General features: G+C 56.3%; 20 protein-coding genes. 7 read left to right on the top strand and 13 right to left on the bottom strand.

Annotated elements, in window-relative coordinates; genetic code table 11:
• Positions 1 to 8: 8 nt before the first annotated feature.
• On the bottom strand, positions 9 to 1436 hold the full coding sequence (locus AFL22_RS12230; RefSeq protein WP_052271506.1) for a glycoside hydrolase family 1 protein: 1428 nt from the start codon (positions 1434 to 1436) through the stop codon (positions 9 to 11).
• Entirely contained in the window at positions 1433 to 2791 is a 1359-nt protein-coding gene (locus tag AFL22_RS12235) for a PTS transporter subunit EIIC (protein ID WP_010248669.1), read from the bottom strand. Before AFL22_RS12235 ends, AFL22_RS12230 begins: the two co-directional genes overlap by 4 nt.
• A 178-nt stretch (positions 2792 to 2969) precedes the next feature.
• On the opposite strand from AFL22_RS12235, the gene AFL22_RS12240 reads away from it, so the two are divergent.
• Positions 2970 to 3278, top strand: coding sequence for a PTS lactose/cellobiose transporter subunit IIA (locus AFL22_RS12240; protein WP_052271507.1), 309 nt, complete (start codon positions 2970 to 2972; stop codon positions 3276 to 3278).
• Between the two features lie 32 nt (positions 3279 to 3310).
• Here AFL22_RS12240 and lysA read toward each other — a convergent pair whose 3' ends face one another.
• Complete coding sequence (gene lysA, locus AFL22_RS12245; RefSeq protein WP_052271508.1) at positions 3311 to 4567, bottom strand: diaminopimelate decarboxylase; 1257 nt, start codon at positions 4565 to 4567, stop codon at positions 3311 to 3313.
• A gap of 102 nt (positions 4568 to 4669) precedes the next feature.
• Here lysA and AFL22_RS12250 point away from each other — a divergent pair, with 102 nt between their 5' ends.
• The gene (locus AFL22_RS12250) at positions 4670 to 5590 is read left to right on the top strand and encodes a LysR family transcriptional regulator (protein WP_010248675.1); all 921 of its coding nucleotides are present in this window, start codon (positions 4670 to 4672) and stop codon (positions 5588 to 5590) included.
• Here AFL22_RS12250 and AFL22_RS12255 read toward each other — a convergent pair.
• On the bottom strand, positions 5587 to 6750 hold the full coding sequence (locus AFL22_RS12255) for an MFS transporter (RefSeq protein ID WP_010248677.1): 1164 nt from the start codon (positions 6748 to 6750) through the stop codon (positions 5587 to 5589). The two genes, AFL22_RS12250 and AFL22_RS12255, sit on opposite strands and share 4 nt — an antisense overlap.
• Positions 6751 to 7111: 361 nt before the next feature.
• On the opposite strand from AFL22_RS12255, the gene AFL22_RS12260 reads away from it, so the two are divergent.
• Positions 7112 to 7738 (top strand): serine protease, encoded by a 627-nt coding sequence (locus tag AFL22_RS12260; RefSeq protein ID WP_031291943.1) that lies wholly within the window; start codon positions 7112 to 7114, stop codon positions 7736 to 7738.
• A gap of 300 nt (positions 7739 to 8038) precedes the next feature.
• Here the strand turns inward: AFL22_RS12260 and lysS are convergent, their stop codons facing one another.
• From lysS to xerD, 5 genes are all read right to left on the bottom strand, one after another.
• Positions 8039 to 9559, bottom strand: a complete 1521-nt coding sequence (lysS, locus tag AFL22_RS12265; RefSeq protein ID WP_010248682.1) for a lysine--tRNA ligase — start codon at positions 9557 to 9559, stop codon at positions 8039 to 8041.
• Positions 9560 to 9568: 9 nt separating this feature from the next.
• A protein-coding gene (gene prfB / locus AFL22_RS12270; protein ID WP_099257461.1) for a peptide chain release factor 2 occupies positions 9569 to 10667 on the bottom strand; the annotation gives its coding sequence in 2 pieces (ribosomal slippage) (positions 9569 to 10591 and positions 10593 to 10667; 1098 coding nt in all).
• A 231-nt stretch (positions 10668 to 10898) separates the two neighbouring features.
• On the bottom strand, positions 10899 to 12632 hold the full coding sequence (gene recJ / locus AFL22_RS12275; RefSeq protein WP_033769918.1) for a single-stranded-DNA-specific exonuclease RecJ: 1734 nt from the start codon (positions 12630 to 12632) through the stop codon (positions 10899 to 10901).
• 3 nt (positions 12633 to 12635) lie between these two features.
• On the bottom strand, positions 12636 to 13349 hold the full coding sequence (dsbC, locus tag AFL22_RS12280; protein ID WP_010671049.1) for a bifunctional protein-disulfide isomerase/oxidoreductase DsbC: 714 nt from the start codon (positions 13347 to 13349) through the stop codon (positions 12636 to 12638).
• Between the two features lie 21 nt (positions 13350 to 13370).
• On the bottom strand, positions 13371 to 14264 hold the full coding sequence (gene xerD, locus AFL22_RS12285; RefSeq protein WP_010248689.1) for a site-specific tyrosine recombinase XerD: 894 nt from the start codon (positions 14262 to 14264) through the stop codon (positions 13371 to 13373).
• A 102-nt stretch (positions 14265 to 14366) separates the two neighbouring features.
• Between xerD and fldB the strand changes: the two genes are divergently transcribed.
• Positions 14367 to 14885 carry a flavodoxin FldB gene (fldB, locus tag AFL22_RS12290; RefSeq protein ID WP_010248777.1) on the top strand — a complete coding sequence of 173 codons (519 nt, stop codon included), beginning with the start codon at positions 14367 to 14369 and terminating at the stop codon, positions 14883 to 14885.
• A gap of 128 nt (positions 14886 to 15013) precedes the next feature.
• Here the strand turns inward: fldB and AFL22_RS12295 are convergent, their stop codons facing one another.
• Both AFL22_RS12295 and sdhE read right to left on the bottom strand, forming a co-directional pair.
• Positions 15014 to 15424, bottom strand: coding sequence for a protein YgfX (locus AFL22_RS12295; RefSeq protein ID WP_052271509.1), 411 nt, complete (start codon positions 15422 to 15424; stop codon positions 15014 to 15016).
• Entirely contained in the window at positions 15399 to 15665 is a 267-nt protein-coding gene (sdhE, locus tag AFL22_RS12300; RefSeq protein ID WP_010248781.1) for an FAD assembly factor SdhE, read from the bottom strand. Before sdhE ends, AFL22_RS12295 begins: the two co-directional genes overlap by 26 nt.
• A gap of 226 nt (positions 15666 to 15891) precedes the next feature.
• On the opposite strand from sdhE, the gene ygfZ reads away from it, so the two are divergent.
• The gene (gene ygfZ / locus AFL22_RS12305) at positions 15892 to 16878 is read left to right on the top strand and encodes a tRNA-modifying protein YgfZ (RefSeq protein ID WP_052271510.1); all 987 of its coding nucleotides are present in this window, start codon (positions 15892 to 15894) and stop codon (positions 16876 to 16878) included.
• 61 nt (positions 16879 to 16939) lie between these two features.
• Here ygfZ and AFL22_RS12310 read toward each other — a convergent pair whose 3' ends face one another.
• Positions 16940 to 17605: a hemolysin III family protein gene (locus AFL22_RS12310; protein WP_052271511.1), complete on the bottom strand. Its 666-nt coding sequence runs from the start codon at positions 17603 to 17605 to the stop codon at positions 16940 to 16942.
• A 169-nt stretch (positions 17606 to 17774) separates the two neighbouring features.
• Here AFL22_RS12310 and AFL22_RS12315 point away from each other — a divergent pair, with 169 nt between their 5' ends.
• Together AFL22_RS12315 and AFL22_RS12320 are read left to right on the top strand one after the other, a co-directional pair.
• Positions 17775 to 18494, top strand: a complete 720-nt coding sequence (locus AFL22_RS12315) for a MurR/RpiR family transcriptional regulator (RefSeq protein WP_010248792.1) — start codon at positions 17775 to 17777, stop codon at positions 18492 to 18494.
• A 115-nt stretch (positions 18495 to 18609) separates the two neighbouring features.
• Entirely contained in the window at positions 18610 to 20049 is a 1440-nt protein-coding gene (locus AFL22_RS12320) for a 6-phospho-beta-glucosidase (RefSeq protein WP_033758722.1), read from the top strand.
• A 30-nt stretch (positions 20050 to 20079) separates the two neighbouring features.
• On the opposite strand, the gene AFL22_RS12325 is transcribed toward AFL22_RS12320, so the two are convergent.
• On the bottom strand, positions 20080 to 20823 hold the full coding sequence (locus tag AFL22_RS12325) for an SDR family oxidoreductase (protein WP_052271512.1): 744 nt from the start codon (positions 20821 to 20823) through the stop codon (positions 20080 to 20082).
• Between the last annotated feature and the right edge of the window lie 64 nt (positions 20824 to 20887).

Here is a 20887-nt window from a genome sequence, read left to right on the forward strand (position 1 = left end):
TCCTCGCGTTATTTCGGCTCATCATCAAGCCACAGGGTAAATTGCTGCGTGTCGCGCAGCGTACGGAACCAGTGGGCAGATTTCTTCATACGGCGCTGACGCTGCTTATCTAAGTCGATTTCGATAAGACCATAGCGATTTTTAAAGGCATTCATTGGCGAGACATTGTCGGTAAACGCCCACAGCATGTAGCCCTGACAGTTAATACCCGCCTGACTGGCGCGTATCGCCTGATGCAGGTGCTCGCTGATAAACGCGATGCGGTAATCGTCCTGAATCTCCCCGTCGGCATTTTTGAACTGCGCTTCGTTCTCAATTCCCATACCGCTTTCCGCCACAAACCACGGGATATTGCCGTACTCATCGCGCATCCGCTGCGCCATATCCCAGATAATTTCAGGCTGAATTTCCCAGCCGCGTGAAGGGTTCATCCGCCGCCCCGGCAGTTCAAAGTGTTCGTAATACCAGGCGGGATGAAAGGGCGTCTCGGGATGCCAGGCGCGGGACGGTGCCTTCACGCGATGCGGATAGTAGAGATTAAGCCCGACTTCATCGATGGTATTGGCGGCAATAATCGCCAGCTCTTCCGGAGTGGTTTCCCACTCAATCTGATGCTTATCAAGCAGCGCCAGCAGCTCCGCCGGATACTCGCCTTTAATGGCGGGATCGAGAAACACCCGGTTGTAGAACAGGTCATAAATATGCGCCGCCTTCTGGTCGTGCGGGGCTGACGATCGCGGATAGGTGACTTCCGGATTGAGTATGGTACCAATGCGACCGGCATAGCCTGCCGCGCGGAACAGCTGCACTACCCGGGCGGTCGCGAGATTCTTGTGGTGGTTCCACTGCATCCATTTATGGGTGCTCTGCTCATAAGGCCAGCGCAGCGCGTCGAGATAGACGCGGGTCTGAACCACAATCGGCTCGTTAAACACAAACCAGCGCGTGACCCGACCGGCATAGCGTTTAAACACCTGTTCGACATAACGGACAAAGAGTTCAACGACATGCTTTGACTGCCAGCCGCCATACTGGTCCAGCAGCGTGGCGGGCAGCTCGTAGTGCTCCAGACAGAGCATCAGTTCAATGCCCTGGCGCTGCATTTCATCAATCAGCCGATCATAGTAAGCCGCGTATTCCTCATCGACCGTGGCGGTTTCGTAATCGATCAGGAAACGCGACCAGTTGATTGAAGTGCGGTAGTGGGTCAGCCCGCTGGCCTTCATTAGCGCCACATCCTCACTAAACCTGTTGATAAAGTCGGTGGCAACCGCCGGGCCATAACCGTTGTGCCAGACGTGACGATCCTGCTGATACCAGGCGTCAGGCCAGGAGTCCTGCCCCGCTTTTTTTCCGCTCCAGCCTTCCGTCTGCCAGGCGGAGGCAGCAGCTCCCAGAATGAAATTCTCAGGTATGTGGACAGTCTGACGACTCATAACACCTCCGTTCGGTTGGGGTTCAGCTCAGGTTGCAGGCTCTTTGCTTCCGCTGCTTCTGCTGCATCCGCGCGGCGGGCTGCGACTTTCACAAATGGCAGATAGATAAGTACTGACACCAGAATGCAGACGATCTGCGTCACCACCGCACCCATCGATCCGGCCGTTGACAGCCAGGCATTGATAATCGGAGGCGTGGTCCATGGCACCATCACCACGGCTTTCCCGGCAAATCCCATCACCGTAGCGAAGTAGCCGATAGAACCTGTCACTAGCGGTGTGATGATGAAAGGGATAGCCAGTATCGGGTTAAGCATAATCGGCATACCAAATATAACCGGCTCGTTGATATTGAAAATGCCTGGCCCGAACGACAGTTTGGCGATTTCACGCATCTCTTTGCGTCGCGTTGCCAGCATCACGGCGGTGAGCAGCCCGATGGTCAGGCCGGAGCCGCCGATGCTCATATAAACATCCCAGAACGGCATGGTGATGATGTTCGGTGCCTCTTTTCCCTGCTCAAAAGCGGTCATGTTGACCATAATCGCGCCCAGCAACAGCGGCTCACGGATCGGCTTCACCATCTGGTTGCCGTGAATACCAATCACCCAGAACAGCTGGGCAACGAACATCAGAATCAGAATGCCCCACAGGCTCTGCACCACCGACTCCAGCGGCTGCTGCACCACCTGGTATACCGCGTCGTAAAGGTACATGCCGGTGACGCGATGGAAGATAAAGCCAAAAGTCGCTATCAGCGTCACGGTGATGATTGAGGGGATCAGCGCGGAGAAAGAGGCGGCCACATTGGGCGGCACCGTGTCGGGCATTTTGATTTTCAGCCGTTCAACCTGTTCGAGGCGGCAGTAGATCTCTACCGACAGAATGGCGATAAACATGCCGAGAAACAGGCTTTTGGTATCGGAGAATTGTTTGGCCAGCACGTCGGTGACCAGGTGCATCTGCCCATCGACCATCATCTGTAAGGTGGTCGGCGTTACGGATACAAAGCAGATGATCGCCAGCAGGCCGGGAAACAGCGTTTTTATACCGTTGATGCGCCCAAGCTCAATACCAATCAGGAACACCGCACCAATGTTGAGAAAGCTGAGCGTAGCGTAATTGATACTGCTGGTGATGGGCTTGAGGTCAGCTAAAAAAGCCAGGGCGGCAAAGCTGGCAAGGCCATTTTTGCTGTCCAGCACCATGTTAGAGATCAATACCGAGAAGGCGCCAACAATGATCACCGGCATCAGGGTAATGAACGAGGCTTTAATCGCCATGATGTAGCGATAACTGTTAAAGCGGGTGGCAAAGCTGCCCAGGGAATCGATAAGGCGGTCCTGTAGAGACATGATCAACCCTCAGAGATGTAAGATCGGTATTCCTGTAATCGTCGTGGTCTTCCCTGTTAGTGGCATACCAAAATGACGAATCCCCTCGGTTTTTACTGTGACGAACCTCCCGGAAACGTTTATTGGCATTCCAGTATGATTAAAACGGCCAATTTGGCATACCAATAGCGGAGGCGTTATGGATTACGAACAGACCATGATGGAATTGCTGATCAATGCAGGGGAAGCCCGTTCGTCGGCGATGATGGCGATTCAGTGCGCGCGCAAACGCGACTGGACCAGGGCTGACGCGGCGCTGGCAGCTTCAGATACCGCGGCAAAAGCGGCACATAAAATTCAGACCGCGTTGATTGGTGCAGACGAGGGAAGCGGAAAATTGCCGGTCACGCTGATTCTGGTGCATGCGCAGGATCATCTGATGAATGCAATGCTGTGCCGCGAGCTGGCAGAGGAGCTGGTCATGCTGCGCAAAGAGATCTATGGCTGACAGGCGGCGCGCTGGCCGCCCGGGTGAGGTGATTAGCTGTTTTCCAGTGCCAGTAGCGACTCAATAGTCTGCGCGCGGCGGATTTCGCGCGGCTGGCCCTGCTCAAACAGCACTTCCGGGATCAGCGGACGGCTGTTGTAGTTAGAAGACATGGATGCACCGTAAGCTCCGGTGTCGTGGAACACCAGGTAATCGCCAACCTTTGCCGCCGGAATCGCGCGTGGTTCGACCATGCCGCCCTCCAGCTGGGTAAAAACATCACCCGATTCGCACAGCGGGCCAGCGACCACGGTGTCGATAGTCTGCTGCTCATCAATGGCCCGCTCATCGCCCGCCATCAGCGAGATATGGTGATAGCTGCCATACATGGAGGGGCGCATGAGGTCACTGAAACCGGCATCGACCAGCACGAAGTGACGGCTGCCCATCGACTTAACCGCCCGAACCTGAGAGACCAGCACACCGGCCTCGGCCACCAGGAAACGGCCCGGTTCGATCTCCAGCTTTATCGCGTGACCCAGATGCTGAGCGATACGCTGCCGCGCTGCATCCCACAGGCCGAAATAGTGATCGGTATCGATCGCCTCTTCGCCATAGCGATAAGGCACAGAGAGGCCGCCGCCCGCAGAGATCGCGGTCAGATCCTGACCCGACGCCATCACCAGTTCAACCATCGCATCACAGACCTGCTGCAGATGCGCATAATCGACGCCTGAGCCGATATGCATATGAATGCCCACCAGCTGCAAGCCGTGCTGCTTAATCGCCGCCAGCGCCTCGGCTAAATCGGCATGCCAGATACCGTGCTTGCTGTTTTCGCCACCGGTATTGGTTTTCTGACTGTGGCCGTGACCAAAACCAGGATTGACCCGCAGCCACACCGCATGTCCCGGTGAGACCGCGCCGAGCTGATGCAGCATATCGATCGATCCGGCATTAACCGGCACCTTTAACGCGGTCACCCGCTCCAGCGTCGGCTGATCGAACAGATCCGCGGTAAAGACGATCTCATCACCGCCAGGCTGGTAACCCGCGGCCAGCGCACGTTCGATCTCACCCAGCGATACCGAGTCCACTTTCACGCCTGCTGCGCGCATCAGGCGCAGGATATGCGTATTCGAGCAGGCCTTCTGCGCAAAGCGCACCACATCAAATGCCTGCAGCTGGGCAATACGCGCCTGAATAATCTGCGCATCATAAGCCCAGAATGGCCCGGTGTAGCGGCGTGCCAGCGGCAGCAGGTTAGCGGCGCTGAGTGCGGTTTCGGTACTCTGTAAGGAACGTGGCATGGCAATTCTCCTGTGGCAATAGCTGCATTAAGCCAGAATCGTGTCATAGCGAAAAATATCTGTTTTAATAGCATCTATGCAGAATGGATATAGGAAGGGTGCGTGGCGAACATTAACTGGCGGCATATCGAGATCTTTCACGCGGTGATGACCAGCGGCAATCTGACCCAGGCCGCGACACTGCTGCACACCTCACAGCCGACGGTGAGCCGGGAGCTGGCACGCCTGGAGCAGCAGCTGGGATTAGAGTTGTTCGGACGGGTTCGTGGTCGCCTGCAACCGACGGTGCAGGGATTGCGTCTTTTCGAAGAGGTGCAGCGATCCTGGTACGGACTGGATCGCATCATGGAAGCGGCTGAAGGGCTGCGCCAGTTCCGTCAGGGTGAGCTGTCGATCGCCTGCCTGCCCGTTTTTTCGCAGTCGCTGCTGCCACCACTGTGTCAGCCCTTTTTACAGCGCTACCCGGATGTGAGCCTGAATGTGATTCCGCAGGAGTCGCCGCTGCTGGAGGAGTGGCTGTCAGCACAGCGCTACGATATCGGCTTAACCGAAACCCAGCACGCTCCGGCCGGCACTGACCGTCTCGCCCTGCTCACCTGCGATGAAGTGTGTGTATTGCCTCAGCATCACCCTCTGAGTCAGCGTTCAGAGCTGACGCCGCACGATTTTGCGGGCGAACAGTATGTGAGCCTGTCGCGCAGTGACAGCTATCGTCAACTGCTGGATGCGCTGTTTCATGAGCAGGGCGTCGAGCGGCGGCTGGTGATGGAGACGCACAGTGCCGCTTCGGTGTGCGCCATGGTCAGAGCGGGCGTGGGCATTTCAATTGTGAATCCGCTGACGGCGCTGGATTACGCCGACAGCGGTGTGGTGATGCGTAAGTTCAGCGTGGCGGTTCCGTTTACCGTCAGCCTGGTGAGGCCGCAGCACCGCCCTGCATCGGCGCTGGTCGATGCCTTTGTCAGCCATCTGCAACGGCAGGTGGCTGACTTTCCGGCACGCATCGCCGCCCGCCTGGCTTAAGCGCGAACCCTGGCGGCTGCGCGGCCCGATTTGCGGAAGGTGATCAGACAGATCAGCAGGCCGATTGCCGCCAGCGCAGCGGCAGCAACCGGCACCGCCGTCAGGCCATATCCACGGCCAATCACCGCACCGCCGACCCAGGCACCCAGCGCATTGCCCACGTTAAACGCCGAAATGTTCAGGGTTGAGACCAGGTTAGGCGCCTCTTTGCCGTGCCGTACCACGTTGATCTGCAGACCCGGCACCGTCGCAAAGGTCGCCATCGCCCACAGGAACAGGGTGATCTCCGCCAGCCACAGCGCATGGCTGGTCCAGCTGAACAGCAGCGAGAAGATGGCGATCAGTGAGAAGCTGAGGATCAGGCTAAAGGAGACTTTCCAGTCGGCCAGTTTGCCGCCAAGAATATTACCGACCGTCAGGCCTGCGCCAATCAGGAACAGCGTCCAGCTGACGCCGCGATCGCTGATGCCCGTCACCTCTAGCAGCAGCGGCGCAATGTAGCTGAACAGCGCAAACATCGCCGCGGCAAAGAACACCGTCATCAGCAGCGACAGCCACAGTTTCCCGTTGGCCAGTGCACCAATTTCACTCGCCAGGTGAACCGGCTTTTCCTGTTTATTGTTGGGCAGACTCACGATCAGGGCGATAAACGCCAGCACGCCAATCACTGCCACGCCCCAGAAGGTGGCTCGCCAGCCAAACATCTGTCCGAAACTGGTTCCCAGCGGAACGCCCAGCACGTTGGCTAAGGTCAGTCCGGTGAACATCAGTGCGACAGCGGAAGCCTGGCGACCGGCTGGTACCAGACTGGCGGCGACCACCGCGCCAATACCGAAGAAGGCACCGTGACAAAGCGCGGTGACGATGCGTGCCAGCATCAGCAGGTTATAGTTGTAAGCCAGCGCACACAGCAGGTTGCCGACAATAAATATCACCATCAGCAGAATCAGCGTTTTTTTACGCGGCAGCCTGGCGGTGAGCAGCGCCATAATCGGCGCACCAATCGCCACGCCCAGCGCGTAGCCGCTGATCAGCCAGCCCGCCGACGGAATTGACACCTGAAGGTCACGCGCCACCTCCGGCAGCAATCCCATAATGACAAACTCAGTGGTTCCGATGGCGAACGCACTCAACGCCAGCGCCATTAATGCTACAGGCATAACACTCTCCCAATATCATTTGCAGGTGAACTGCACAGACGCGCAGCCCCTCGACGCTTATTAAAATTTGATCTGCGTCACGGTGAGCATTACAGCACAGTGCTGATGCGCGACATAGCCTGCGCGCAGCAAAGGATTATTGCCGGGGCCGCAATAATCCTGCCGCTTTGCCGGAACAAATGGCTTTGTCAGCCTGCTGGCTAAGCCCGTTAAAGCGCACATGACCCAGGGTCAGGTTGTCATTTCCCGCGAACCCGTTACGCTTTTTAGTGCGTATTTAATTAATAAATCCTTAACGTTGCCGATATATCCCTCATCAATTGCCAGGTGATGTGATCAACTTCTGACGCAGGGAGAGAGAATGCAACGACTCATAGCCTTAATGGTGTTTGGCTTAACCGGCTGCTCGGTGGGTCATTATGAGTACAGTAAAGAAGCTGAAAAACGGGTGGATATGACCGTGACCGGCATTCCCACCGTGCTGGGTTTAGGCACGCTCGGTACCACCATCCCACTGACGCCGGAGTACAGCCTGACCGCCGCCCATGTGGCAAAGTTTTCGCTTTACCGGGTAAAAGCCTGGCATCCGCAATGCGATCTGGCCGTGGTCTACCACAAAAACAGCGAAATGAACCTGCCACCCAACTTTCGTAACAGCCACATCGGCGATCAGGTCAATCTCTACGGCTACAGTTTTATTTCGGCCATGCCGGTCAGTTCCAGCGGGCAGAACCTGATCAATACCACGCTGGCAAACAGCTGGAACAAATCAGACTGCGTCGTGGTGGCGGCGAATGCGGGGGTGGTTAAAGGGATGTCAGGCGGCGCAGTCTATAACGCCTCTGATGATACGCTGGCGGGCGTGATTATTGGCTACAGCAATAACATCAACGACAATATCAGCGGTAAGACACTCTATAAGAACGTTGCGCTCTATGTGCCTTACTCGCGATTTCAGACATGGCTGGATCAGGCGATTAAATCCTGATATCTGCTGAACGAACAGATGTAAAAAAGGCCGGAATTTCCGGCCTTAAGCTTGGTGACAAAGTCGGGCCTGGTTCGCTGTAAGACCGAGCCTGCACAGGTAACACGGTCAGATCGGAAAGACGCAAAAACTGTCATCCATGACCGCTCGGCCCACGCCATCCATGGCGCGGGACGCTTTCCTCTTCTGACCGTGTTCCCTGTGCCGTGAGTTTATCAGTTGCTGCCAAATTCACTCTGATTCGGCTTTGTCATCACGCTGTCAGGCCTGAAGATCAGGCCTGACAGCGACTCATAACGATTACTTGCTGCCTGGGCGCAGTGCCGGGAACAGAATCACATCGCGGATAGTGTGGCTGTTGGTAAACAGCATCACCATACGGTCAATACCGATACCCAGACCGGCGGTTGGCGGCAGACCGTGCTCCAGTGCGGTGACATAGTCTTCGTCGTAGAACATCGCTTCGTCGTCGCCAGCATCTTTGGCATTCACCTGCTGCAGGAAACGCTCAGCCTGATCTTCCGCATCGTTCAGCTCGGAGAAGCCGTTACCGATTTCACGACCGCCAATGAAGAACTCAAAGCGATCGGTGATTTCCGGGTTCTCGTCGTTACGACGGGCCAGCGGAGAGACTTCAGCCGGATATTCAGTGATGAAGGTCGGCTGAATCAGATGCGCTTCTGCGGTCTCTTCGAAGATTTCGGTTACGACACGGCCCAGACCCCAGCTTTTCTCAACCTTGATGTGCAGTGATTGAGCAATCGCCACCGCTTTATCAAAGTCTTCCAGATCGGCCAGATCCGTTTCCGGACGGTATTTCTTGATCGCTTCACGCATGGTCAGTTTTTCAAACGGCTTACCGAAATCAAACTCCTGCTCGCCGTAAGGCACCACGGTGCTGCCCAGCACATCCTGCGCCAGCGTACGGAACAGGCTTTCGGTCAGCTCGATCAGATCTTTGTAATCCGCATAAGCCATATAGAGTTCCATCATGGTGAACTCTGGGTTATGACGTGGCGAAATACCTTCGTTGCGGAAGTTACGGTTGATCTCGAACACGCGATCGAATCCGCCCACCACCAGACGCTTCAGATAAAGCTCTGGAGCGATACGCAGATACATGTCGATATCCAGCGCATTGTGATGGGTGATGAACGGACGCGCAGACGCGCCGCCAGGGATCACCTGCATCATCGGGGTTTCCACTTCCATAAAGTCGCGGCCCACCATGAACTGGCGAATACCGGCCATGATCTGCGAACGAATTCTGAAGGTGTTGCGCGACTCCTCGTTGGCGATGAGATCAAGGTAACGCTGACGGTAGCGCGTTTCCTGATCGGCCAGGCCGTGGAACTTGTCCGGCAGCGGACGCAGTGCTTTGGTCAGCAGGCGCAGTTCAGAACAGTGAATCGACAGTTCGCCGGTTTTGGTTTTGAACAGTTTGCCGCGCGCGCCCAGAATATCGCCGAGATCCCACTTTTTGAACTGCTCGTTGTAGATGCCTTCAGCCAGATCGTCACGCGAGACGTAAAGCTGAATCCGGCCACCCACATCCTGCAGGGTCACGAAAGAGGCTTTACCCATAATGCGACGGGTCATCATACGTCCGGCAACGCTGACTTCGATGCCGAGATCTTCAAGCTCTTCGTTGCTCTTCTCGCCATAGCTCTCATGCAGCTGGTTTGAGAGACTGTCACGACGAAAATCGTTAGGAAACGCCACGCCATTTGCACGCAGCACGCTCAGCTTTTCGCGACGCGCTTTCAGTTCGTTATTTAACTCAACGGCGGCATCAGCGCTCTGCGGTTGTTGTTCAGACATGTCGGTTCCTTATAACCCTGCTTTTAAACTAGCTTCAATGAATCGATCCAGGTCGCCGTCCAGCACCGCCTGGGTGTTACGCGTCTCTACGCCGGTGCGCAGATCTTTGATGCGTGCATCATCGAGAACGTAAGAACGGATCTGACTTCCCCAGCCGATGTCGGACTTATTGTCCTCCAGCGCCTGTTTCTCAGCGTTTTTCTTCTGCATCTCAAGCTCGTACAGCTTCGCTTTCATCTGCTTCATCGCCTGATCTTTGTTCTTGTGCTGAGAACGGTCATTCTGACACTGGGTGACGGTACCGGTTGGAATATGGGTAATACGTACCGCAGATTCCGTCCGGTTAACGTGCTGGCCGCCCGCCCCTGACGCACGATAGACGTCAATGCGCAGATCGGCTGGGTTGATGTCGATATCAATATCGTCATCCACTTCCGGATAGATAAAGGCTGAGCTGAAGGAGGTGTGACGACGGCCGCCGGAGTCAAACGGGCTCTTACGCACCAGGCGATGCACGCCCGTTTCGGTACGCAACCAGCCAAAGGCGTAGTCGCCTGACACGCGAATGGTCACAGATTTAATGCCTGCAACTTCACCTTCAGACTCTTCGATAATTTCGGTTTTGAAGCCTTTGGCTTCAGCCCAACGCAGATACATACGCATCAGCATGCTGGCCCAGTCCTGCGCTTCGGTGCCGCCGGAACCCGCCTGCAGATCGATGTAGCAGTCGGCGCTGTCATACTCGCCAGAGAACATGCGGCGGAATTCCAGCTCGCCCAGCTTGCCCTCAAGGACATCCAGCTCGGCAACCGCTTCGTCGAAAGTCTCTTCGTCTTCCGCTTCTACCGCCAGTTCAAGCAGACCCTGCACATCTTCCAGGCCCTGCGACATCTGATCCAGCGTCTGCACGATCGCTTCCAGCGAGGAGCGCTCTTTGCCCAGCGCCTGAGCACGCTCAGGTTCGTTCCAGACATCGGGCTGTTCCAGCTCGGCGTTTACTTCTTCGAGGCGTTCTTTCTTGGCATCGTAGTCAAAGATACCCCCGAAGAACGTCGCTGCGCTCACTGAGGTCCTGAATACGGTTTTTGACCGGGTTGATTTCAAACATGGCTTTAGCGTCTTTCTTATGTTCGATGGGACAGGAAATTTAACGCACAAGTTTACCCGAAACTGGCGGCAGATTGTAGCGCTGAGACAGCGGGCTGATGCCGGGGCGGCGTGACGCGTTGCATTTGCTTATCGGGCTGCGACGACAACCGCTCGCACAGCAGGTTAACGCAGGGGAGAATCAGGCTGACGCGCCTCTGCCGTGGCCGGAGACGCGCGCCCCTTATAAAAATCAAAGCGGCCAGATATGGTCAATGATCAGCTGTACCGAGCGGTTACCGCGATACTCATTGATATCCAGCTTATAGGCCAGTTCGACCTGACGAATGCTGCTGTCGGGCCACAGGGTGGTATCGACATTAAAGGCGATCCCGTCGATCAGCGGACCGCCGTCCAGCGGTTCGACCATCACTTTCAGATGTCGCTCGCCCACCAGCCGCTGTTGCAGCAGCTTAAATTTGCCGTCAAAAGCGGGTTCCGGGAACGCCTGGCCCCAGGGCCCCGCTTCGCGCAGCATCTCAGCGGTCTGCAGCGAAAACTCCTGCGGCTGCAACGCACCATCTGACCAGATGATGCCCTGCAGAGATTCGCCATCCAGCCACTCACCGACCAGATCGGCAAAGCGCTGACGAAACTCCTCGTAGCGTGCGGTTTCCAGTGATAAGCCTGCCGCCATGGCATGACCGCCGAACTTCAGCATCAGGCCGGGATTCAGCGTATCCAGACGCTCCAGCGCGTCGCGCAGATGCAGACCGGCAATTGAGCGGCCTGAGCCTTTCAGCGTGCCGTCGCCCGCCGGAGCAAAGGCAATCACCGGACGATGGAAACGCTCTTTCAGACGGGAGGCGAGGATCCCCACCACCCCCTGATGCCATTCGGGATGATAAAAGGCCAGCCCCAGCGGCAGATCGCGCTGCTCACGCTCCAGCGCCTGACACAGCGCCAGCGCTTCGCTCTGCATGCCCTGCTCTATCTCTTTGCGCGTCTGGTTCAGCGCGTCCAGCTCACTGGCTAACATCCGTGCCTGACTGAGATCCTCAGTCATTAACAGCGCCACGCCCACCGACATATCGTCGAGCCGGCCTGCGGCATTGAGCCGTGGCCCCAGCGCAAAGCCGAGATCGCTGGCCGCCATCTGACGCGCATCGCGATTAGCAATCTCCAGCAGCGCCCGGATGCCTGGCCGGCATTTTCCGGCCCGGATGCGGCTGAGTCCCTGCCACACCAGAATGCGGTTGTTGACGTCGAGCGGCACCACGTCGGCAACCGTGCCGAGCGCCACCAGATCCAGCATCTCCGCCAGATTGGGTTCGGTGCGGGTGGCACCAAACCAGCCCTGGGTGCGCAGATGGGCGCGCAGTGCCAGCATCAGATAGAACGCAACGCCCACGCCCGCCAGTGCACGTGAGGGAAAGTTGCAGTCCGGCAGATTGGGATTAACGATCGCCTCAGCGGCCGGTAAGGTCTCGCCCGGCAGGTGGTGGTCGGTAATCAGCACCGGAATCCCGTGCTGATGGGCACATTCAACGCCGGCGTGGGAGGAGATGCCGTTGTCGACGGTCAGGATCATCGCCGCGCCGCGCGCGCGCGCCTGCTCAACCACTTCAGGGCTGAGGCCATAACCATCTTCAAAGCGGTTAGGCACCAGATACTGCACGTTGCCGCCGCCCATGCTGCGCAGCGCCATGACCGTCAGCGCGGTACTGGTCGCGCCATCGGCATCAAAGTCGCCCACCACCATAATGCGACGCCCATCCAGCAGCGCCTGATGCAGCAGTTCCACTGCGCTCTCAATCCCGCTTAAGGACTGGTACGGCAGCAGGTTTTTCGCCCCGCGCTCCAGCTCTGCCGCGTCGCGCACGCCGCGTTGCAGATAGAGTCGTTTCAGCAGCGGCGGCAGCGTCGCCGGAAGCGCATCATCAACCGTCACCTCACGGCGACGGAGTTCCACATCCTGTTTTACCACCGATTAACCACCACGCTTCTGATTGTCCAGCACCTGCTTCAGCTCCTGCGGCGACTGATAACCTGGGATCATCATGCCGCTGTCAGTCAGCATCGCGGGCGTGCCCTGAATGCCGAACAGCACGCCAAGCTTATAGTGCTGGGCAATATCGATTTTGCAACTGTCTGGTGCGGCCATCTTCGGCGCATTGCCTTTCATCGCCTCATCAAACGCTTTATTGCGGTCGGCGCTGCACCAGATCGCTTTCATCGCTGGCTCAATCTGACCATTCAGCCCTTCACGCGGAAACGCCAGGTAGCGCACGGTGATGCCCAGCGCATTGTAGTCCGCCATCTGCTCGTGCAGCTTGTGACAGTAGCCACAGGTGATGTCGGTAAAGACCGTGATCACGTGCTGCTCTTTAGGCGCTTTGTAGACGATCATCTCCGGCACCAGCGCCTCGACTTTTTTGTCCAGCAGCTGGTTGGTGACGTTGACCGGCTGTTTGCCGCTGACGTCATAGAGCGGCCCCTGGATCATATGTTTGCCGTCGTCGGTCACGTAGAGCACGCCGCTTTCTGACAGCACGGTTTTAAAACCCGGCAGCGGTGACGGGCTGATCTCCGTCTGGTTCAGACCGAGCTTTTTAAGTGATTGCTGAATGGCGCTGTCATCGGCCTGTGCGAGACCGGAAAAGGCGCTGGCTAAAAGAGCCAGCATGGCAAAATGCTTGTTCATTTTTGTCCTTATCGCCGCGGTTCAGGCCCGCGGATGGTGTTGTTGATGCAACTGACGCAGGCGCTCAGTGGCGACGTGCGTATAAATTTGGGTGGTGGAGAGATCGCTGTGTCCCAGCAGCATCTGTACGACACGCAGATCGGCACCGTGGTTCAGCAGATGGGTCGCAAAGGCATGGCGCATCACATGCGGTGATAACTTTTCGCTGTCGATCCCCGCCAGCGTGGCGTAATGCTTGATGCGATGCCAGAAGGTCTGGCGCGTCATCTGCTGCGCCCGATTACTGGGAAACATCACGTCCAGCGTCTGACCGTTGAGCAGCCACGGACGACCATGTTCCATATATTGCTCCAGCCAGTAAACCGCTTCTTCACCTAAAGGCACCAGCCGCTCTTTATCCCCTTTACCGATAACCCGCACAACGCCCTGGCGCAGGCTGATGTCGCTGAGCGTCAGGCCAATCAGTTCGGAGACGCGCAGGCCCGTGGCGTAGAGCAGCTCCAGCATCGCTTTGTCGCGCAGCTCCAGCGGGATATCGATATTCGGCGCCTGCAACAGTCGCTCGACCTGCGCCTCACTAAGATCTTTCGGTAAACGCTGCGGCAGTTTTGGTGCTGACAGCAGCGCGCTGGGATCGTCCGGGCGCAGCTTTTCGCGGTAAAGATACTGGAACAGGCGACGCATGGCGCTGAGCAGCCGCGCTGAGCTGGTCGCCTTGTAGCCTCCCTCCAGCCGTTCAGCCAGAAACTGCTGCAGATCCAGCGGCGCCACGCTAAGCAGCGTCAGCTGATGATGCGCCAGCCATCCGGTCAGCGTCTGGAGGTCCTGGCGATAAGAGGAGAGAGTGTTCTGCGCCAGATTGCGTTCAATCCAGAGCGCATCAAGAAACTGTTCTGTCAGATCGCTGTCCTGCACGTTATCTCCGCCGTCTGGTGTAAAATCATGCTCATTATGCCTGATTCAGCAGCGCTTCTGGTACAATTGCGCCAAAGTCAGTATTTACAGAGTGTTATCTGCATGAAAATCGGTCTTTTTTACGGTTCCAGTACCTGTTACACCGAAATCGTAGCGGAGAAAATTCGCGATTTTATTGGCGAAGAGTTAGTGACGCTGCATAACGTGAAAGATGACGACCCGCGCCTGATGGAGCAGTACGACTTGCTGATCATGGGCATCCCGACCTGGGATTTCGGTGAGTTGCAGGAGGACTGGGAGGCGATCTGGCCGCAGTTGCCCGCGCTGAATTTGCAAAACAAGATTGTCGCACTGTATGGCATGGGCGATCAGATTGGCTATGGCGAGTGGTTTTTAGATGCGCTCGGCATGCTGCACGATTTGCTGCAGCCGATGGGGGTACGTTTTGTTGGCTACTGGCCGCTTGAAGGCTATGAGTTCACCAGCCCGAAACCGCTGAGTGCCGATGGCTCGCAGTTTGTGGGTCTGGCGCTTGATGATGTGAATCAGTTCGAGGTCACCGATGAGCGCGTTGAGCAGTGGTGCGAGCAGGTGTTAACCGAAACCGCCGGACTGCTCTGACGGCCCTTCTGCCGGTGTCGAACCGTAGCCTGAACAGGTAAGCGGCTTTAACCGCCCTTGCCTGTCATTATTGAACCGCGATACAGGCAGAGGAACGGCTTCAGACGCTCTTGCCTGCCCTGCTGCCATTAATGCCGCGCCGGGCTGAAGCAGCAGGCGCGTAACGCCCGCCATTCGCCAGGCTGCATATTGTCCTGCATCAGCCACCAGCGCAGCGTGGCACCCTGTTCGCTCTTCGCCACCAGCAGCACGCCAACGGGTAACCAGCGTAGTGGCTGAGTTGGCCGCCAGCGTTTTCCCTGCCAGATCCAGCAATGGACGCTTTCCCGCTGTAACGTACCGTGCCGTTGAATCAATCGCCAAACGATGCGCCAGCCCTCAGCCAGCAACAGCAGAATAATCGGCGCTTTAACCAGCCAGCCGCCTGCAGGCAGCGTCATCAGCACCACGCCTGTTACGGCTGCTATTAGCCAGGCGCAGACTAACCCGCACGCCAGACGAGAGGGCCGCAGCTTACATTGCCACCGGGCCGCGAGCATGGTTACGCTGCTGGATCAGGTTCACCATCCGCTTAAGCTCCGGATCCTTTGGCTCACCGTGATTCATCAGCCAGTTAAACAGATCGGGATCGTCACTCTTTAGCAAATCCACAAAGACCTGCTTATCGGTGTCGCTCAGCGTCTCATACTCAAATTTGAAGAACGGCATAATAGCCACATCCAGTTCCAGCATGCCGCGACGGCAGGCCCACTGAATGCGTGATTTATCATTAATATCCATGCATCAATTTCCACAATTCACAACGTGGCGCCTAGTGTAACCTGGTTTAATGCGGCTCGCAGGCGCAGCGTCGCATGCTGTGCAACCTGCCACATTTCAGGCTGGATCTTTTCAGGGTTATCACGCCTTTTGTGCGCCGTTTTCCGTAAACAGGTTGCATTGCCAGTCGGCTCTTTTAACATTGAAGATATTATTCCGGATGAACCTTCTTATACAGGATATCTCCATGCCCACATTTACTTTACCGCCGCGCCAGCCTGCCGCGTCGTCTCGTCTGCCGTTAACCCTGATGTCACTGGATAGCTGGGCGCTGGTTTCCATTACCGGCGCCGACAGCACCTCTTACCTGCAGGGTCAGTTAACGCTGGATGTCGCCGCGCTGGATGCCGACCACCATTCGCTCGCCGCACACTGCGATGCTAAAGGCAAAATGTGGAGCAATATGCGCCTGTTCCATCGCGGTGAAGGCTATGCTTATCTGATCCGTCGTGAGCTGCGCGACATCCAGCTGCCCGAGTTAAAGAAATACGCCGTGTTTTCGAAAGTGTCGATGGTGGCTGATGATGAGTCAGGATTGCTGGGCGTGGCGGGTTTCCAGGCGCGCGCCGCGCTGGCAAATCTGTTTGATAGCCTGCCCGACAGCGAGAAACCGGTGGTGCAGCAGGGAGAAACCACGCTGCTGTGGTTTGCCCATCCGGCCGAACGTTTTCTGATTGTCACTTCGCTGGCCCAGGCAGAAGCGCTGAAGCAGAAGCTCAATGACGATGCACAGTTTAATGACAGTCAGCAGTGGCTGGCGCTGGATATTGAAGCGGGCATTCCGGTGATCGATCCCGCCACCAGCGTGCAGTTTATTCCACAGGCCACCAATCTACAGGCGCTGGATGCTATCAGTTTTAAAAAAGGGTGTTATGCCGGTCAGGAGATGGTGGCACGGGCGAAATATCGCGGCGCCAATAAACGCGCGCTCTACTGGCTGGCGGGTCAGGCAAGTCATCTGCCCGAAGCCAATGCCCCGCTGGAGTTGCAGATGGGTGAACGCTGGCGTCGAACCGGCAGCGTGCTGGCTGCGGTGCAGTTAGATGACGGGATTAGCTGGATTCAGGTCGTGATGAATAACGATCTGGAGCCGGACAGCGTGCTGCGGGTGGAAGGTGATGAAGGCGGACATCTGACCATTCAGCCACTGCCCTACTCGCTGGATGAAAGCTGATTGAGCGTATGGCCCTTCCGCTAAGGGAAGGGCCAGTGCCACAATTCAGAGCAGGCTCAATTCAGCGCACATAAAAGTAGATAGCGCAGAAGTGGCAGAGACTCCCACCCAGCACGAACAGATGCCAGATGGCGTGATTAAACGGAATACGGCGCGCCACATAGAAAATCACCCCCAGCGAATAGATAATCCCGCCTGCGGCAAGCAGCCAGATGCAGCCCGGCGGCAGGATCATCGCCAGCTGATAAACCACAATCAGCGACAGCCACCCCATACAGAGATAGGTCACCAGCGACAGCGCTTTAAAGCGATGCGCAATCGTGAGCTTGAACAGAATACCGGTCAGCGCCAGCCCCCAGATCACCGCCATCAGTCCATACGCCAGCGGCGTCCTCAGCGCGACCAGCAGAAACGGCGTATAGGTGCCAGCAATCAGCAGATAGATGGCGCAGTGATCAAACTTTTTCAGCCAGGGTCTGGCCGGGCCAGCCGGAATAGCGTGATAGAGCGTCGAGGCCAGAAACAGCAGGATCATGCTGCCACCATAGAGGCTGTAACTGATAAAAGTGATGGTGTCGGCCTGCCTCTCCGTTGCCTGATTGAGCATCAGCACCAGTCCGACGATACCGAACAGGCAGCCAAGACCGTGACTGATACTGTTGGCAATTTCCTCGGCGAACGAATAGCCCGCAGCGAGTTGATGTTTGTGAGAGAGTGTGGGGGTCATAACAGGTTCCTGATCAGCTCCATAGCAGTGATATCGTTATCCAGCGTAGCCAACAATTTTTTCAGTGTACACTTGTACGCTAAAATTATCCTGGTGAAATTCACTATCCCTTAAACCGGGTGATGAATCTGGTAAACTGGCCGCCAGTCAACTGTTCAATGAGTCATTCATGTTTTCGCATAGCGATCTCGCCCGCCTTAACGATCTGGAAATGCAGGTCTATCAGTTCATCATTAAGCACCGCGAAGGCGTCAGCTACATGACGATCCGCGAGCTGGCTGAGCAGGCTGGCGTCTCCACCACCACCGTGCTGCGTTTCTGTCGCAAGATGGGCTGTGAAGGCTGGTCGGAATTCCGCATCCGCCTGCGCTTAAACGAACAGCAAAGTGCGCCAATGCTCAACACGGCGGGCGTCAGTGAAATGCTGAGCTTTTTTAAGAGCATCAATAATCCGGAGTTTGAACAGCTCATCGCTGAGGCCGCGCAGAAGATTAATCAGGCTGAGCGGGTCTTCTTTATTGGCGTCGGCACCTCCGGCAGCCTGGCAAAATATGGCGCACGCTTTTTCTCTAACCTCGGTAAATTCAGCCACGCGATTGACGATCCCTATTATCCGGTCAGTCCCGATCTCTATGAAAACGCCATTGCCATTATTTTATCGGTTTCCGGCGAAACGGAAGAGATCCTGCGCATTGCCAGCCAGTTCAGCCTGAATAAGTGCAAAATCATTGCGATAACCAACACGGAAAGCTGCTCGCTGGCGAAGATCGGTGATTTCAACCTCTGCTACCATGTGCCCATCATCCGTATGGCGGACAATTCCGACATTACGACTCAGGTGCCAGTGACCTATATTATTGAAGCAATCGGCCGCCAGCTGGGGAAATAAAACAGCCTGTTTTTTGGATGTAACAAACGCAATTATTGCCGCGCTGTTATATCGTGACTTTCATTATTGCCTTGCTACACTCAGCTCAATTTCAATATCCGTAATGGGGTGAAGCATGAGTGCAGAATTGCAGTTACCAAAAGGCTTTCTTTGGGGCGGAGCGGTGGCAGCGCATCAGGTTGAAGGCGGCTGGGATCAGGGCGGCAAAGGCGTCAGCATTGCTGACGTGATGACCGGCGGTTCACATGGCGTTGACCGGGTGATCACCGACGGCGTGCAGCCGGGTCATTTCTACCCGAACCACAAGGGTGTGGAGTTTTACTCCCACTACAAACAGGATGTCGCGCTGTTTGCCGAGATGGGCTTCAAATGTTTCCGCACCTCGATTGCCTGGACCCGTATCTTCCCTAACGGTGACGAGCAACAGCCCAACGAAGCGGGCCTGCAATTCTATGACGACCTGTTTGATGAACTGCTGAAGTATGGCATTGAACCGGTCATCACCCTTTCGCACTTCGAAATGCCTTATCACCTGGTCAAAGAGTATGGCGGCTGGCACAACCGCAAAGTGGTCGACTTCTTTGTGCGCTTCAGCGAAGTGGTGCTGAACCGTTATAAAAGCAAAGTGAAATACTGGATGACCTTCAATGAGATCAACAACCAGCGTAACTGGCAGTATCCGCTGTTTGGTTACTGCTGTTCAGGTGTGATCTTTACCGAACATGAGAAACCGGAACAGGCGATGTATCAGGTGATGCACCACCAGTTTGTTGCCAGTGCAAAAGTGGTGAAACTCGGCCACGACATCAATCCTGACTTTCAGATTGGCTGCATGATCGCCATGGTGCCGATCTATCCCTTCTCCTGCCACCCGGACGATGTGGTGCTGGCGCAGGAATCGATGCATCAGCGCTATGTGTTCAGTGACGTGCAGATGCGCGGCTACTATCCGGCCTACACCCTGAAAGAGTGGGCGCGCAAGGGTTACGACATTCAGATGGAAGCGGATGATGCCGAGACGCTGCGCCAGGGCTGTGCAGACTATGTCGGTTTCAGCTACTACATGAGCAACGCGGTGAAAACCGATGCCAGCGGCGTTGACGATCCGATCACCGGCTTTGAAGGTGTGGTGAAAAACCCGCATGTGAAAGCGTCCGACTGGGGCTGGCAGATCGATCCGGTTGGCCTGCGCTATGCCATGAACGAGCTGTATGAGCGTTACCAGAAGCCGCTGTTTATTGTTGAAAACGGCTTTGGTGCTATCGATAAGCCAAACGCCAATGGCGTAATTGAAGATGATTACCGCATCGACTATCTGCGTGCGCATATCGAAGAGATGAAGAAAGCCGTGGCGTACGATGGTGTTGAATTAATGGGCTATACGCCGTGGGGCTGCCTCGATTGCGTCTCGTTTACCACCGGCCAGTACGACAAACGTTACGGCTTTATTCATGTGAATAAAAACGATGATGGCAGCGGCGATTTTTCTCGTGGGAAGAAAAAGAGTTTCAGCTGGTATCAGCAGGTTATCGCCAGTAACGGCGAAAACCTGTAAGTCATCACGCCGCATCAGCGGCGAAGTGAGTTAACGCCCACCGGCAGCGTCAATGATGCTGCCGGTGACGTAAGAGGCCGCGTCGCTGGCCAGCCAGACGATCGCTTCCGCCACCTCTTCTGCTTCACCGCCGCGTCCCATCGGGATCACGCTGGCAAGCCTGTCTACTCTGCCTGGCTCTCCGCCATCGGCATGCATCTCTGTATAGATAAATCCCGGACGTACGCCGTTGACCCGAATCCCCTGCTGCGCCACTTCCAGCGACAATCCTCTGGTCAGCGTGTCCATCACCCCTTTTGAAGCGGCGTAATCGACATATTCGCCAGGCGCACCGGTACGCGACGCTGCTGATGAGACGTTGACGATGGCTCCGCCCTGGCCGCCGTGATGTGTGCCCATCCGCTTAACCGCCTCACGACAGCAGAGAAAAGACCCAATCACGTTGGTGGCAAAGACCTTATGCAGGCGTGCCGCATCCAGCTGCTCGGTGCGACACTGCTGAAACAAAATCCCGGCGTTGTTCACCAGCAACGCCAGCGGTTCGGACTGCTGGTCGAGCTGCGCAAACATCGCCATCACCTGGGCTTCATCACTGATATCTGCCTGAACAGCAAAGGCTTCACCGCCCTGCTGCCGGATCTGCGCAACCAACTGTTGAGCTTCCGCTTCGCGCTGACGGTAGTTCACCGCAACACGATAACCCCGCGCTGCCAGTAACAGCGCCGTGGCCCGCCCGATACCGCGGCTGCCCCCCGTAACCAGTGCCAGTTTCATGCTGATTCTCCAGAACAAAGGGCCGACGAATCGGCCCTTTATGGTTAACGTTTGCCTGCGGGGA

The sequence above is a fragment of the Pantoea sp. CFSAN033090 genome, from assembly GCF_001264395.1.
Classification (GTDB): Bacteria; Pseudomonadota; Gammaproteobacteria; order Enterobacterales; family Enterobacteriaceae; genus Pantoea; species Pantoea agglomerans.